The sequence below is a fragment of the Aliidiomarina sedimenti genome (assembly GCF_003986955.1).
In the GTDB taxonomy this organism is placed as follows: Bacteria; Pseudomonadota; Gammaproteobacteria; order Enterobacterales; family Alteromonadaceae; genus Aliidiomarina; species Aliidiomarina sedimenti.
This window is the reverse complement of record NZ_PIPN01000006.1, coordinates 187,383-201,932: the sequence shown is the minus strand read 5'-3', so window position 1 is coordinate 201,932 and position 14,550 is coordinate 187,383. Positions and strand designations below refer to the sequence as shown.

The 14,550-nt window shown below is 51.9% G+C and carries 12 protein-coding genes and 1 pseudogene; 10 read left to right on the top strand and 3 right to left on the bottom strand.

The window, feature by feature from the left end:
• Both CWE12_RS13120 and CWE12_RS13115 read left to right on the top strand, forming a co-directional pair.
• The coding region (locus tag CWE12_RS13120; RefSeq protein ID WP_133306974.1) for an integrase core domain-containing protein at window positions 1-79 on the top strand (79 nt) is incomplete at its 5' end.
• 48 nt (window positions 80-127) lie between these two features.
• A pseudogene (locus tag CWE12_RS13115) lies at window positions 128-484 on the top strand (DDE-type integrase/transposase/recombinase); the annotation flags it as partial.
• An 80-nt stretch (window positions 485-564) separates the two neighbouring features.
• Here CWE12_RS13115 and CWE12_RS13110 read toward each other — a convergent pair.
• The gene (locus CWE12_RS13110) at window positions 565-876 is read right to left on the bottom strand and encodes a helix-turn-helix domain-containing protein (protein ID WP_126790162.1); all 312 of its coding nucleotides are present in this window, start codon (window positions 874-876) and stop codon (window positions 565-567) included.
• 224 nt (window positions 877-1,100) lie between these two features.
• On the opposite strand from CWE12_RS13110, the gene CWE12_RS13105 reads away from it, so the two are divergent.
• Both CWE12_RS13105 and CWE12_RS13100 read left to right on the top strand, forming a co-directional pair.
• Window positions 1,101-1,346: a helix-turn-helix domain-containing protein gene (locus CWE12_RS13105; protein ID WP_126790161.1), complete on the top strand. Its 246-nt coding sequence runs from the start codon at window positions 1,101-1,103 to the stop codon at window positions 1,344-1,346.
• Window positions 1,346-2,665, top strand: coding sequence for a type II toxin-antitoxin system HipA family toxin (locus CWE12_RS13100; RefSeq protein WP_126790160.1), 1,320 nt, complete (start codon window positions 1,346-1,348; stop codon window positions 2,663-2,665). Before CWE12_RS13105 ends, CWE12_RS13100 begins: the two co-directional genes overlap by 1 nt.
• Before the next feature lie 51 nt (window positions 2,666-2,716).
• Here the strand turns inward: CWE12_RS13100 and CWE12_RS13095 are convergent, their stop codons facing one another.
• The gene (locus tag CWE12_RS13095; RefSeq protein ID WP_126790159.1) at window positions 2,717-3,364 is read right to left on the bottom strand and encodes an START domain-containing protein; all 648 of its coding nucleotides are present in this window, start codon (window positions 3,362-3,364) and stop codon (window positions 2,717-2,719) included.
• Window positions 3,365-3,715: 351 nt separating this feature from the next.
• Here CWE12_RS13095 and CWE12_RS13090 point away from each other — a divergent pair, with 351 nt between their 5' ends.
• Window positions 3,716-6,793 carry a reprolysin-like metallopeptidase gene (locus tag CWE12_RS13090; protein ID WP_126790158.1) on the top strand — a complete coding sequence of 1,026 codons (3,078 nt, stop codon included), beginning with the start codon at window positions 3,716-3,718 and terminating at the stop codon, window positions 6,791-6,793.
• 52 nt (window positions 6,794-6,845) lie between these two features.
• Here CWE12_RS13090 and CWE12_RS13085 read toward each other — a convergent pair whose 3' ends face one another.
• Entirely contained in the window at window positions 6,846-8,435 is a 1,590-nt protein-coding gene (locus CWE12_RS13085; RefSeq protein WP_126790157.1) for an ABC-F family ATPase, read from the bottom strand.
• A 170-nt stretch (window positions 8,436-8,605) separates the two neighbouring features.
• Between CWE12_RS13085 and CWE12_RS13080 the strand changes: the two genes are divergently transcribed.
• From CWE12_RS13080 to CWE12_RS13060, 5 genes are all read left to right on the top strand, one after another.
• Window positions 8,606-9,733, top strand: a complete 1,128-nt coding sequence (locus tag CWE12_RS13080) for an alpha/beta hydrolase (RefSeq protein WP_126790156.1) — start codon at window positions 8,606-8,608, stop codon at window positions 9,731-9,733.
• Window positions 9,734-9,780: 47 nt separating this feature from the next.
• Window positions 9,781-10,815, top strand: coding sequence for a sodium:calcium antiporter (locus tag CWE12_RS13075; protein ID WP_126790155.1), 1,035 nt, complete (start codon window positions 9,781-9,783; stop codon window positions 10,813-10,815).
• A gap of 68 nt (window positions 10,816-10,883) precedes the next feature.
• Complete coding sequence (locus tag CWE12_RS13070) at window positions 10,884-11,312, top strand: hypothetical protein (protein WP_126790154.1); 429 nt, start codon at window positions 10,884-10,886, stop codon at window positions 11,310-11,312.
• Between the two features lie 70 nt (window positions 11,313-11,382).
• On the top strand, window positions 11,383-12,726 hold the full coding sequence (locus CWE12_RS13065) for a TolC family protein (protein WP_126790153.1): 1,344 nt from the start codon (window positions 11,383-11,385) through the stop codon (window positions 12,724-12,726).
• Window positions 12,719-14,548 carry an efflux RND transporter periplasmic adaptor subunit gene (locus tag CWE12_RS13060; protein ID WP_126790152.1) on the top strand — a complete coding sequence of 610 codons (1,830 nt, stop codon included), beginning with the start codon at window positions 12,719-12,721 and terminating at the stop codon, window positions 14,546-14,548. The genes CWE12_RS13065 and CWE12_RS13060 overlap by 8 nt, the downstream gene beginning before the upstream one ends.
• Window positions 14,549-14,550: the final 2 nt, after the last annotated feature.

Genomic DNA, 14,550 nt, shown 5'->3' with positions numbered 1-14,550 from the left:
GCGTCATTACAACGAGGAAAGACCTCACAGTTCACTGAATTATTTACCGCCAGCTGAGTACGCAAAACAGGTGGCATAAAAACTGAAATCTCATTGAAAATGTGGTGTTATTTCAGGGGAAAGGTCAGCTATTACAGCCGCTTATTGGCGACGAAAGCCTCATAAGCAAGTCAACTTACACTCTGACCAAGGCTCTCAGTATTCCAGTCGGCAGTTCAGAAAGTTGCTCGATGCATACCATATTAAACCTAGTATGAGTCGGCGCGGTAACTGTCATGATAACGCGGTTGCTGAGAGCTTCTTCAGCAATTTAAAGAAGGAAAAAATACGTCGCCGTATTTATCCAAACCGCGCTGAAGCTAAACAGGCCGTGTTTCATTATATTGAGATGGTTTACAATCCGACTCGACGACACACGAACAATGGTAGGATGTCGCCGAACAACTTCGAGCGTGAATATTTTAAGCAGGTAGAGGGTGTCTAGAAAAATCAGGCCTTACCAGACTGCGACATCGACGCCATGCAGTCTAATCTCGAGGGCTTCCACTTGCTCTGTTTGCTTGGTCACTGATTGCCTTCCTTACCAAACCAGAACTCGAGATCTTCTTTGTCATCCTCCAGTGTTCCGGGCTCACTTTGAGGGGCGGTGCTATTAGCTGGCGTACGGACCTTATTTTGTTTTGGGGTAATAGAAAGCTCCAGATTGAGCCCTTCGAGGACCCTCAATAAGGTAGACAGCTTCATATCGTTTCCAGATTCAACACGCTGATACTGCTGCTGCTTCATGCCAATGCGCATGTACATATCAGCCTGCTCCATGCCGAGCTCTTTGCGACGTTTCGCCAATAATTGAGAGATATCCTGAATTGAGGTCATGGTTTGCGCCCTGAACAACTTAACTGTTGTTTATAGTGTATATTACAACTTTAAAATTGTAAAAAACTCTATTTAACAATCCAAGTGTTGTATTACAACGAAACGGAATATGGATTGTGAGAGTCCTGACTTCAGTATTCAAAGAGGATAATTTGATTTTATACCCATGTGGGTATATATCTAATTTATACCTATTTCGGTATATCAGCTTCCCAAAGGTCGCTATGAGACTCAATACCCCACAAGACATTGGCGCAATGCTGCGAGATGCTCGCAAGGCTAAAGGCTGGACTCAGGCAGAGCTTGCCAGTCGCCTGGGCATGTATCAGAAAGATGTGTCAAAGGCGGAAACTCAGCCGGAGAAGCTCAATGTTGCTGTTCTGCTTTCTATATGTGCCATGCTTGATGTTCGCCTGAGTGTCGGCACTCAGGGCAATACCGAAAAAACTGACCTGGAGATGGATTTCTAATGGGGCGTCGTTCGCACACTGACATGTTGTACTGCGCCATGAATGGCATTCTGGTTGGCCGTCTATTTCGCCGTCATGGTCGTTTGAGCTTTCAGTATGAGTCAGAGTGGATAAGCAGGAAAGGTAGCCGGGCTATCTCGCTGAGTATTCCGCTGCAGTCGCAAGAGATTACGACTGATGCCGTGCATGCGTACTTTGAAAACCTCTTACCCGATAGCGACGTTGTTCGTAAACATATTGTCGATAAGTTGGGTGCTAAAAGTAATTCCCCGTTCGATCTGTTGGCGCAAATTGGTGGTGATTGTATCGGCGCGTTATCGCTCACCAAAGAGACAGTCATTGAGTCTACCCTGCCGACTGTCAATGTAAGCAAGCTCAGTGACTACGAGGTTGCCCAACACATCCGTCATACCCGCCAGGAAAATATGTTGGGCTTACAGGCGGATGACGGCTTTCGTATTTCACTTGCCGGGGCTCAGGAAAAGACAGCCTTAACGTTGTGGGATGGTGACTGGTGTAAGCCCCATGGGGCCACACCCACCACACATATCTTTAAGCCGCCGATTATGCACCACCCACAAATGGCGCTCGACATGTCGAATAGTGTGGAGAATGAGTGGTTTTGTTTACGCTTTCTGGGTCGCCTTGGCTTACCCGTTACTCGTGCCGACATCGCTAAATTCGAGGACCAGACGGTGCTGGTGGTGGAGCGTTTTGATCGCGTGGTTCAGCCTGAGCAGAACCGTATTGTACGATTGCCGCAGGAGGACATGTGCCAGGCGTTAGGGGTTGTGAGCGGTAGTAAGTATGAAGAATTTGGTGGCCCTGGCTCACTTGATATTATGAAGTTGTTGTCAGGCTCACTGACACCGCATGAAGACAAACTGACCTTTTTCAAAAGCCAGATCGCGTTTTGGCTGCTCGCAGCCATCGACGGGCATGCAAAAAATTTCAGTATTTACCTGCAGTCCGATGGCTATCGGCTTTGTCCGCTGTATGACGTACTGAGTGCTTATCCGTACTTTGGTCAGGGCAATATTCAGCGCCAGAAAATAAAAATGGCGATGAAGGTGCATAGTAAAAACACTCACTATCGCTGGCATGAAATCATGGGTCGGCATTGGCTTGCCCATGGCCGATACCTCGGTCTTTCGACTGAGTATATTGAAGAGGCGATACGCTCAATTGTTTCGAACACGGAGTCAGCACTTGCCCACACTTTAAACGACGCGCCGAACGATGGTGCCAGACAGGTAGGTGAGGTAATTCAGGGGCACATACTGCGTCAAGTTGAGCGACTGTGGGCTACCTTGAACTAAAAAAGGCAAAGCCGCACTCGCGAATACTGTCTTCGATTTTTTACTCAAAGGTTAAACGCCACAAGGTATATGGTGATAGGGCTCTTGGTAGTCAGCCAAAACCGACCCTAAGGAACGAAACGTTTGCTGAATAGCTCGCAGGGTTGTGCGGCGGGCAATGGTGCGTGGTATCCGGCCTTCTGGATTTGCATACCCCTGATAAGTAATTGAAAGTGAGCCATTTTCACCTTGCTGGAGCCGCCAATTTGCGGCCACCTCTGTCATCCGCACCACCCCGTGCGCTGGCGCTAATGCATCGCTGGCATTCTCAATGTTTAAATGCAAAGTTTGTGAGTCTGAGTGAAACTGCCATTCGCTGCGGGTCACCATGTCGCGGCTGCTTATTGGCCATATTGTTTTGAAGACAGTATGTACAACGTGAACATTATCCGCGGGCTGATCGAGAATCGTGGCATTACGGGTGTTGCTCGCCCAATTACTAATTTGGCTCGTATCTTCCAGTAGGTGTAAAAATGCGGCGGCACACGACTGCACATTGGTTTCCGCTTGGATTTCCAGAGTATCCCCATGGCTGTAACGATAATGAATGCGTATATCGTCAGCGCCTGAATACTTTTGCCATCCATGTAATTCTGCGTCTCCACTCGCCGGAGCGGTTCCCAACATAATAAGGTTAAGCATTAAAAGTTTCGCAATCATCGTTTGTTTTCCGCCAGCCGCGCTGGATTAAAAATTGTAGTGACGGATCTCTATAGACAACTCGAAACTAGTCTCTGCTGGAAACAAGGTTACCATTTTTCTGGGTAATGTACTTAACGTCTTTGATGCTGTCTTGGGTCAATGCTCATACGAGACGATTCGGTGTTCAAAGGACTAAAACCAGTTGTTACTTTAGCTTTCTTTGATACTATCGTTACATTGTTTTAACTATGTTAATACCGTTCAGGGAACGATTGGTACCCCGCCGTGGGTGAGTCTGACAGGCTTTATAACTGATGGTTATCTGTCTCTGCGTATTAAGTTGCACGCACTCATAGACAAGGAAGTTGCATGAAGCACGTATTTTTTCCTCTCCGTTTCACCTCGTTAGCGTTAGTTAGCTGTTTACTGTTAATCGCATGCGGCGGATCTGACTCTGCGGATGATAGCAGTGAGAACCCTGGCGGTGGTGAAGGCAGCGCTACCTCTTTTACGGTGACAACTCAGAGTTCAGAGGGTGGGCAAATCAGCCCGCAACATCGGGAGGTGGAAGAGGGCGAGCGGACGACGTTTAGTATCCAGCCGTTAACCGGGTATCAGGTTGCCGGGGTGACGGGTTGTGGTGGTGAGTTGAAAGGTGCTACTTACACTACCGGCGCCCTGAGCGCGGCCTGTGAAGTGTCGGCGAGCTTTGAACCTCGCACCTACACAGTCAGCGGTAGTATTGATGAATTGGGTGGCGAACTTGTGGAGCCCAGCATTGCGGTTGCAAGCGGCGGGATGGCAAGCTTTACCGTCGATTTATTCCCGCACTATAAGTTCGACAGACTGGATTCTGGTGAATGTCATTACGAATCGATTAAGTACATTAATGACTTTAGCGGCAGTATCCCGGTCATTGTTGGCCTGGAATTTGATATCGGACCGGTAACGGCTGATTGTGATTTTACCGTCGAGCTTATTCCACCACCGGATGATTTAGAGCTGACGGTTGCGGTAAACATTTTTGGTGCGGCAGTTGAATCTGACAGCGTGACTGCAGGTTTCGGTGAAGCCGTGACCATTCCAGTGACTTCATTGCTCGACCGCTCGCTGGTTAACTGGGAGTCGAGCTGCAAGAGTGGCGAGTGGCAGGGTACTAGTTTTCATATCAGTCGCCTGAGTGATCACTGTGAATTAAATGCTGTTTTCAACGCCGACAAAGAGGTCTACATTGCCAGCCCCGTAGTGGCGGCGCATGTAATCGACGCACTGGGGTTTGATCCTGAAACTGAACTGCTAACGCCTGAGCGGATGGGGGACCTCACTTCACTCACCATTAGCCAAAAAGATGTGAGAGATTTGACCGGTTTAGAAGCGGCCAGCAATCTTACGGACCTGAACCTGGAGTTTAATTTCAATCTGACGGGCGAGGCGTTGGTTAGTTTGCAAGGCTTGCCTTTGCAAACGCTGAACCTTGCTTATTCAAGCGTAGAAGAATTGTCACACCTGGCTGGCTTGCCCCTGAAAACTCTGGATTTGAGCTTTTCATCGATCAACGATCTTACTGGCTTAACTGAAATTCCGACGATTGAAACGCTGGCCATTAGTGGAGGCGATTACAGCGACCTCGAGGGGCTTGTAGAACTTGACCAGTTGAGCCATCTGACAATGCTCGCTAGTAAAGCCCTGGATATACGGCCCTTGTTGCAAACTGGTTTGAATATCCCGGGTGTTGGCTCACAGTTGCAGGCTGACGGTTGCATGAGCCTGCAACAGCCAGCATCCCAATTTGTCCGTGATACATTGAATGACAATGCAGTCTATGTCGCGATTAACAGTACCCCAACCAGGCGTGACTGCGATTTTAAACTGGACATCGAGGCCACGGCTGATGCCGAAGCGAATGGCGGACAGGTTGATGTCCTGCTCGACTTACCAACTGGCGCGCCGGGCGTCGAACTCACCTGCGAACTCCACTATGGCCTGACCCAACAGATGCCGCGGGTACCACTAGTAACCGAAAACGCCTGCCACGACGGTTCAGTATTGTCATTCTCTCCCGAACTGGCGGAGTATGATCTGACGATGGTGATCCGCGACGAGCTGGGGCGTCAGGAAATCCTTTCCGCCGGCAGCTATGATCATGCGGCTGGAACCGTTGCCAGAGTTGATTGGGGACAGGCGACAATCAAGACCAACCCTGAGCTTGTGCCTGCGCGTTCGGCCTTATTGCGGGCGCATATTTTGGAGCAGGGGCAGAGCACCAAACCCGTTGTAAAATTCCGGCTGACTCTGAATGGTGACAGCACCGATGTGCTGGCAACGGCTCCTGCCAGTCTTCCTGTCAGTGTGGTTCATGACAGTTTAGGCAACTCGTATCATGCCGTTATTGAGAGCGACTGGATGGAACCCGGACTCACGGTCGACGTACTGGTCGATGATACCAGTGCTTATCGGGTAGCCCCTGTATTTGCCACTCAGCATACCTTGTATTTGTCGGTATTTGCGTTTGAAATCAACGGCGTCAGGGCTACGATTCCGGGCGACGAGGTGCTCCGCGATGCCGCGCTGGCACATTGGCCGTTGGCCGACGTCGAGATTGTCCGTGAAGATCCAATTGTGATGGAGCCCAGAGCAAACAAATATTCAGTAAATGAATTGCTATATCACTTAAGCGACATGCATGAATTAGACGGTGCGCAGCAGCATTACCACGCATTTTTTCCGGCAAGCGAAGTAGAGGCAGGGCTGTTAGGGCTTGCGAATACCCCTGGTTATGCAGGCGTTACCTACGACGACACGGATATGGTGGACGTAACCTTCGCCCATGAAATAGGCCACAATTTTAGTGTTAGTCATATTGATTGCGATGTTTTCGACAGCGTTGAACTTAATTTTCCGTACCCACCGCGAACTCTGGGCAGTGTAGGCATTAACCTTGCGCTGGATGAGCTTAAAAAGCCTGAGAACTTTTCCGATGTAATGGGGTATTGCAATCCACGGGGCGTTTCTGACTGGGTTTATGAAAAAGCGCAGGATTATCTGGAAGTAGAGCCGCCGAAAGCACCGGGGGCCGCGTCAGGAGACTTGTTAGCGCAGAACTATATTGAGTCGCAATCAAATGCGCCATACAGCACATTTATTAGTGGCGTTGTTAACGCGACGAACAATGAGGCTGAGTTACTGCGTGTAGTACCACAGAATGTGTCGTCAAACCGTTCAGGTGGGGCGAACTCAGGGCAATTCGAGCTGCATGCAACGAACCGCTATGGCGAGGTGTATAAACAGCACTTTGCTGTAGCAAGAACGTCGCATTCGACCAGCCCACTGCAAGGGCACTTTCAGGTTCGGGTGCCGATGAATGATGTCGCTAGCATCCGGATCTTTTACCGCGGTCGCCTGCTGCTTGAAAAGGACGCTGCAGAGGTTCCGGACCGGCTACACTAATAACGGCTGGCGAAATCTGTGAGGCTACTCCCCACAGATTTCGCTGAGCAACTTAAGCCTTGTCCTGCTGGCGCAGGTAATCGTCATAGCTACCGGCGAAGTCGCGAATACCGTCTTCGGTGATTTCGATAATGCGGGTGGCCAGTGAGGAGACAAACTCGCGGTCGTGGCTGACAAATAGCAGGGTGCCTTTGTAGTCTTCCAGCGCCAGGTTCAATGACTCAATGGATTCCATATCAAGGTGGTTGGTTGGTTCGTCCATCACCAGGATATTAGGTGTTTGCAGGATCAGTTTGCCGAAAATCATCCGGCCTTTTTCGCCACCAGAGAGTATTTTAACAGGCTTCTTGATGTCGTCCTGCGAAAACAGCATGCGGCCGAGTACGCCACGTACGTTTTGTTCGTCGTGTTGCGGCTGCATCCACTGGCTCATCCACTCAAACACGTTGAGATCCTGGTCGAACATGTCGCCGTGATCCTGTGGGCAGTAGCCAATGTTGGCGTTTTCAGACCATTTGTATTTGCCGCCGTCGAGCTCATAGTCGCCCATCAGGCATTTTAGCAGGGTGGTCTTACCGATACCGTTGCTGCCTAAAATGGCAACTTTCTCACCGACTTCAATTTGCGTAGACAGCTGATTTAGTACTTTCTCGTCATCAAATGACTTGCTTAACTTGTCGACTTCAAGTGCCTGACGATACAGCTTTTTCTGCTGTTCAAAGCGGATGTACGGGCTCATCCGGCTGGACGCTTTCACTTCATCCAGTTTGATTTTTTCAATCTGACGCGCGCGCGATGTAGCTTGTTTGGCTTTCGACGCGTTGGCCGAGAAGCGACTGACGAAGGCCTGGAGCTCCGCTATTTTGTCTTTTTTCTTGGCATTGTCCGACAACAACTGCTCGCGAGCCTGGGTTGCCGCAAACATGTACTCGTCATAGTTGCCCGGGTACAGACGTAACTCACCATAGTCAATATCTGCCATGTGCGTGCACACGCTATTCAGAAAGTGGCGGTCATGGGAAATAATAATCATCGTGCTTTGGCGTTCAGCCAGCACGCTTTCCAGCCAGCGAATGGTGTTGATATCGAGGTTGTTGGTCGGCTCATCGAGCAACATAATGTCAGGGTCTGAAAACAACACCTGCGCCAACAGGACACGAATTTTCATGCCCGGGGCCAGTGCCGACATCGGCTGGAAGTGTTGCTCAATTGGAATGCCCAGCGCGGTCAACAATTCACCGGCGCGGGATTCCGCGGTGTAACCGTCGAGTTCGCCAAACTGAACTTCAAGATCAGCCACACGCATGCCGTCTTCTTCATTCATGTCGCCGGCGTAGATCTGGTCGCGTTCTTCTTTTACCGCCCAAAGCGTTTCATGACCCATGATCACCGTGTCGACCACGGTGAATTTTTCATAGGCGAACTGGTCCTGGCGCAATTTACCGACGCGCAGGTCAGGCCCGACAGAGACGTTACCGGACGACGGGTCCTGGTCACCGCTTAAAATACGCATAAACGTGGATTTGCCGCATCCATTCGCGCCAATCAGGCCGTATCGGTTGCCCTGGCCAAACTTGACAGAGATATTTTCGAACAGAGGTTTTGCACCAAACTGCATGGTGATATTTGAAGCTGAAATCACGTAATGGGTACTCAAAATTATAGAGGCGAATGAAGTCGCGCAGGGTACGCGATCTGGCCCGATCATTCAATCTAAAGCGGCAATCGGCAAGATTAAGCGACCGCGCGGCGCACTGATCTGATAAAGTCATGTTTATCATACAATTTGCCAGAATAAGGGCTGTACATTTCATGATTAGATTTTTCGCGGCAGCGATCGGCGCTTTAGTGTTTGTGTTTAGTAACGTGGCGTTGGCTGATGATAAAGCCTCGTTTCAAGTTGATTCAGAACGACTGGATGAAAGCGTTACCATTCGTGTCGCCTTACCGGAAAGCTATCTGCATTCAACAGACTTCGCCTACCCAGTGTTGCTGGTTATGGACGGCTCAACCCAATTCGAACATATTGCAGGTAACGTGAATTTTTTAAGTACCTTCGCGGAAATCCCGGAAATGATTGTCGTCGGCGTGAGTGCCAATAATCGGCTCAAAAATTTCACCCATACCGAGATCGAACAGTTTGCGGGGCGCTCAGGGGGCGCTGGCAGGTACACCGAATTTTTGCTCAACGAACTGCTGCCCCAGCTACGTGATGAGTATCGAGTTGCACCTTACACCGCTGTGACCGGGCATTCGTTGTCAGGTTTGTACACCACATACCTTGCCTTACACCATGCCGATGAAATCCAGGCGGTCATTTCGGTAAGCCCGAGCCTGTGGTGGGACGATTTCGCCATACTTAGTCACGTCGAGCAGCTGCAGGATGAACGCCCCGCTTCTCGCTGGTTTGCTAGCATGGCAAGTGAGCCAGGCGAGATGGCCGAAGGGTTTGCGCGGTTAACTCAACAACTCGATAGCCTGCCAACAAGCGATACTGAATGGGAGCTGCACCAGTTCCCTGATGAAACCCATGACACCACGCCGTTAATTGGCAACGTCACTGGGTTACGGTCGATATTTAACGGCTTCAACGCGGTCCCTGAAATTGAGGTTAAATCGCTGCCGGATCTTCAACGCTATTACCAGCAACACGCGGTGACATCTGGCTACAACCTGCCTATGGGTCATCAACAGTACAATGTATATGGTCTAAAAGCGGCCTATGAAGGCCAACTGCCCTGGGGCATTGCTATTCTACAGGCGGGTGTTGAAATTTTTCCTCGCTCAGAGATATTGTGGGACAGTCTGGCCACGGCGCTTCGAATGAACGACCAGATACCGGCTGCGCTTGAAGCCTCTAATAAAGCCGTTGAGTTTGCCAGAGCGCATGATTCAAAGTACCTGAGTGAAATACTCCTGCAAAATGAGGCGCTAAACTAAATTCCGACCTAACCTGAACGGTCAAAGAGCGAGAAAGGAGAACTCGATTGTTCAATCCCGATAGCTGGTCATTATTTGATGGCGTATTAGTTTTTTCGTTTTGTGTACTGGTCATTGCGATTGCCGGCACCCGGATTACGCGTGTGGTTGACCAACTGGCTGACCGTACGGGTATTGGTGAAGCGGCGGCGGGAGCGGTGTTGCTTGGCGGCAGTACCTCGATTGGCGGCTCAGTATTGTCGGTGACGGCGGCCTGGAATGGGCATCCGGAACTGGCGGTCAGTAATGCCTTAGGTGGCATTGCGGTACAGACGTTCTTTCTGGCAGTGGCGGATATGATCTACCGGCGCGCCAACCTTGAGCATGCGGCGGCGTCGGCGCCCAATATGATGCAAAACGGTCTGCTGATCCTGCTGCTGTCGGTGATATTGATGACGCCGTTACTGCCGGACGTCACGATTTGGGGTATCCACCCGGTCACACCCTTACTCTTTATTACCTATGTCTATGGTATTTACCTGGTGCAGGGGGCGCGTAACATGCCCATGTGGGCGCCGACCAAGACCCGGGAAACCCGCGAAGATACCCCGGATGACACCGCCAGCATGCCGTCGCCGGCGCGTCTGTGGGGAGAATTTACCGTGTTACTGGTAGTGCTTGGTTTTGCCGGCTGGACGCTGGAACCGTCGGCCACCGTTATCGCCGCAGAAACCGGCTTGACCCAGACGGTGGTCGGTGTCTTGCTGACCGCGGTAAGCACCTCGATACCTGAGCTGGTCACTTCAATCGCAGCGGTACGGCGTGGCGCACTGACCCTGGCGGTTGGCGGTATCATCGGTGGCAATGCGTTCGATACCCTGTTCACCGCGGCCTCGGATGTGGCCTACCGGGATGGCTCGATTTATCACACCATGACCGACGCTACTTTGTTCTGGGTATGCCTTACCCTGGTCATGTCAGCAGTACTGATGATGGGGCTGATTCGCCGAGAGCGCACCGGACCAGGCCGCATTGGCCTGGAGAGTGTGTTAATCCTGGTACTGTACCTTGGTGGAGTTTGGTTATTATTAAGTCAGCTTTGATTTGCATTGGCATATTGCTTTTGTTGCTCCAGGGGGTATAGTGGCAAAACTACTCATAGGAGCTTCCGATGCGTTTCTGGATCGTGCTAATGACAATATGTTCGCTGCTCAGTCTGCCTTTTTCAGGCAGTATGGCGGCTGATACTGTCCAGCACAGCAACGATCACAGCATCCACCACAGCAATGAAATGCACGCCGCGTCTGAGCATGAGCAGCATGGGTCTGCGTCGGCAACTGAAGACGGCGAACACTGTCCGGTGAGCATGCCTGTCACTGAAGTCGCTGATGACTGCTGTGACGATAACGCCAATGGCCCTGAGTGCGGCAGTTGCCCGCCAGACTGTGGCCATTGCGCGATGTCTGATCACGGCTCTTGCGCTGCCCTTACGATGCAGCAAACCTTTGCCCAGTCGGTTATCAACCCGGCTGTAGTAAGTACATCTTCGTTTTACCAACTCTTATCGGGGCAACCCACACCACCACCTATTATTTCCTGATTCCGACATTTAGGTTCCGGTCGTTCGTTTAGTCGCGCGCCGGTTATGTTGAGAATGCAGGAGATATTGCATGTCATTTTTTACCCGCACAGCCCGTTTAACGTTGGCTGTTGCCACGCTTACCCTGGCAGCTTGCGCTAGTTATAGTCCCAATTATGAGGCGCTGGACCAACAGGTTCGCGCTGAATCTGCACCGCTTCCGGTGGATGCGAACATTGCTGAGCTTATCCGTTATGCCCAGCGGCACCACCCTGCGGTACGTGCCGCCGAGGCTCGTCTTGAGCGCGCTCGTGCGGGTTCTGTCGCTGCTGGTGCGTTTGCTGACCCGCAGTTAAGTATTAGTCAGGGCCTGAATGACGCCGATTATCAGACCTTAGGGCTGTCCCAGGAAATTCCGGTGTTTGGGCGCCGCGGAATGAGCATTGAACAGGCCCGCACTGCTGAACGAGCTGCCCAGGCCCGCTTGGTCGAAGTCAAAGCCGACCTTGCAGCGAATGTGGTGAAGGCATTTAGTGAATATCTCTATGTTGGCGAAAATCAGCGATTGCAGGGCGATTTAGTTCAGTTACTGGAGCAATTTACCGCGGTCGCTGAACGCAGCTACGCAGCTGGCTCGGTGAGTATGCCGGACTTATTGCGGGCGCAGAATGCGCTGGATGAAGCGCGTAGTGATTACCAGAACCTTGACGCTATGTTGTTTTCGCAACGCGCGCGCCTGAATTCGGCACTTGGTCGCGATGCCCGCACAGAAATTGAGGGCGACTATTCACTCATCCAGTCACATCGTGAATTTGCCCGCTTGCCAGCACCCGCGGATGAACTCTACGCCCTGCTAAAAGAACAGAACCCTGCCTTACTGGCCAGCCGCTTTGAAGTGGAAAGCATGCTGGTGGGGCAAGATTTGGCAGACAGCGCTGGATTACCAAGACTGATGGTGGGTGCCGAGTACATGAACACCGCCATGGCGTCAGACACTATAGTCGGCATGGTCTCAGTGTCGCTGCCCATCTGGCGCTCAAACTACCGCGCCCAGCGCGATGCCGCCAAGGCCGATGTAGAAACCGGTATACAGCAGTTGCGGGCGGCAGAGCTTGAAGTACAGGCTGAACTTAGTATGGCGCTGTATCAGTGGCGGGAAGCTGAGCGGAACCGTGAACTCTACGGCGATGTGCTGGTTGCCCGCTCTGAACAGGCAGTCGCTACGACCTTAAGTAACTATCAAAACGGCAATGCCGGTTTTACTGATGTGATTACCAGCCAGCGAGAGTGGTTAAGCTTTGCGCTGGCGCATCGTCGGGCGCTTGCCAATCAGCTTGCCGCCGTTGCCACCATCCATGCACTTATCCCAGCGACTTCGTCAGAGACTGCGCCTGCCGCTACGCCAGACAACAAGGTTGAGGTTGACCATGAATAAGAAAAATCCTGTGACGGTAATTGCCGTTATTTTTGTCGTGATTGTGCTTGGCGCGACTGCGCTTGGACTGTCCTTTCAGACTCCTCACCAGGACGACCATGACCACAGTCAGGAGACCGCGGCTAGTGAGTATTTACACCAGCATGGCGAGGATCAGGAACAGGAATATACCTGCTCCATGCACCCGAACTTTCGCTCAACCGATCCGAATGAGCGCTGCCCGATTTGCGGCATGGAGCTTATTCCCGTCACCACCAGTGCAGCGCGTGACGATGATCTGACACGCATTGAGTTTACTGGCCGCAGCCTGGCACTGCTTGATCTTCAAACCTATGTGGTGCAGCGGGGAAGCGCGAACGCACAACTGCGGATGACAGGCTCACTGGAGTTTGATGAACGCTCGCTCACGGCTATTAGTGCCTGGACAGGGGGGCGGATCGAGAACCTGTATGTGAACTTCACCGGGGACTACGTTGAAGCCGGTGAGCCATTGGTTGAACTCTATAGTCCTGAATTGTACGTGGCCCAGCAGGAGTTGCTTCAGGCTTACAACCAGGCCCAACGCGACGCGCCTGGCTTTCTGGCCGACTCGAATCAAACCACGTTGCGCGCGTCACGCGAACGGTTACGTTTGCTCGGCCTTACCAGTGCACAAATCGAGAAAATTATTGAAAGCGGTGAAGCCAGCGACCGGATCACCATTTATGCACCAACAGCAGGGCTGGTGGTGACGCGCAATGTGTCGCAGGGGGATTACGTAAACACCGGCGATACTGTGCTCGAATTAGCCGACGGGGATCAGCTGTGGGCGGTGTTCGAGTTGTTTGAACGCGACCTGCAGTACATCGAGGTGGGGCAGCAGCTTGAGTTTGAACTGCGCGCTTCCAATGAGCGGATCGAGGGGGTCGTTGAATCCCTGGGTCCACGTATCGATGCCGAGCGTCGCACCCGCGAAGTTCGGGTCGCTATTAGCGGTGATGAGCATTCTCTTACCGCGGGATCTTTTGTGCGCGCGCTGGTGAATGTTGAAGTCGATGAGGTGATGACAATTCCGGCCTCTGCGCCGCTGTTAACCGGAGATCGGGCGGTTGTCTACGTACGCGTCAGTGAAGACAGTAGTGAGTTTGAAGCGCGCAATGTAGAAATAGGCCGCAAGCTTGGTGACAGTTATGAAGTGCTGAACGGGCTTGCTGAAGGCGACCATGTGGTTAGCCGCGGTGCATTCCGCATCGACAGCGAACTGCAACTACGCGGACGCCCAAGCATGATGGCGCCGCAAGGTGGCGGAGCTGGGGGCCATGATCACGGGAGCGACCAGAGTGCCGGATCAGAACAGCAAGCGACTCATGAACAACATGAAGAATCGGCAGTACCAGCAGGCGAAAATCTGCAGTTAGGCGACCTGCCGCAACACTACTTCGCGATGTGGGATGCCTTGCACAACGATGATCTGGAAGTATGGCAGAGCGCCGCTACAGAATTTTATCAGGCCGCTGATACGATTCGCTGGCCACATAACATGCATGACCTGCATGCTGAACTAAGCACTGGCGCGGGCCATGCCCAGCACGTGAGTAGTCTCGAACAGGCCCGTGAGCTGTTTCAGACCCATTCCCAGGCGATGATAGCGTTGGCGCAAGCTGACTACCTGGAAGTAAATGCCTACCTGATGTTTTGCCCGATGGCCTTTGATAACCAGGGCGCTTACTGGCTGCAGCCGGATAACCGTCTGCTGAACCCCTACTTTGGCGGCAGCATGTTGCGCTGCGGCGACCGCGTCGAGAGTTTTGAAGCGGGCCATGACAGCCACGGAGGTCACTAATT

Coding starts and splice junctions, on each gene's coding strand:
- CWE12_RS13090 (WP_126790158.1), top strand. CDS start 3,716: ATGAAGCACGTATTTTTTCCTCTCCGTTTCACCTCGTTAGCGTTAGTT.
- CWE12_RS13065 (WP_126790153.1), top strand. CDS start 11,383: ATGTCATTTTTTACCCGCACAGCCCGTTTAACGTTGGCTGTTGCCACG.
- CWE12_RS13060 (WP_126790152.1), top strand. CDS start 12,719: ATGAATAAGAAAAATCCTGTGACGGTAATTGCCGTTATTTTTGTCGTG.
- CWE12_RS13095 (WP_126790159.1), bottom strand. CDS start 3,364: ATGATTGCGAAACTTTTAATGCTTAACCTTATTATGTTGGGAACCGCT.
- CWE12_RS13100 (WP_126790160.1), top strand. CDS start 1,346: ATGGGGCGTCGTTCGCACACTGACATGTTGTACTGCGCCATGAATGGC.
- CWE12_RS13070 (WP_126790154.1), top strand. CDS start 10,884: ATGCGTTTCTGGATCGTGCTAATGACAATATGTTCGCTGCTCAGTCTG.
- CWE12_RS13110 (WP_126790162.1), bottom strand. CDS start 876: ATGACCTCAATTCAGGATATCTCTCAATTATTGGCGAAACGTCGCAAA.
- CWE12_RS13105 (WP_126790161.1), top strand. CDS start 1,101: ATGAGACTCAATACCCCACAAGACATTGGCGCAATGCTGCGAGATGCT.
- CWE12_RS13080 (WP_126790156.1), top strand. CDS start 8,606: ATGATTAGATTTTTCGCGGCAGCGATCGGCGCTTTAGTGTTTGTGTTT.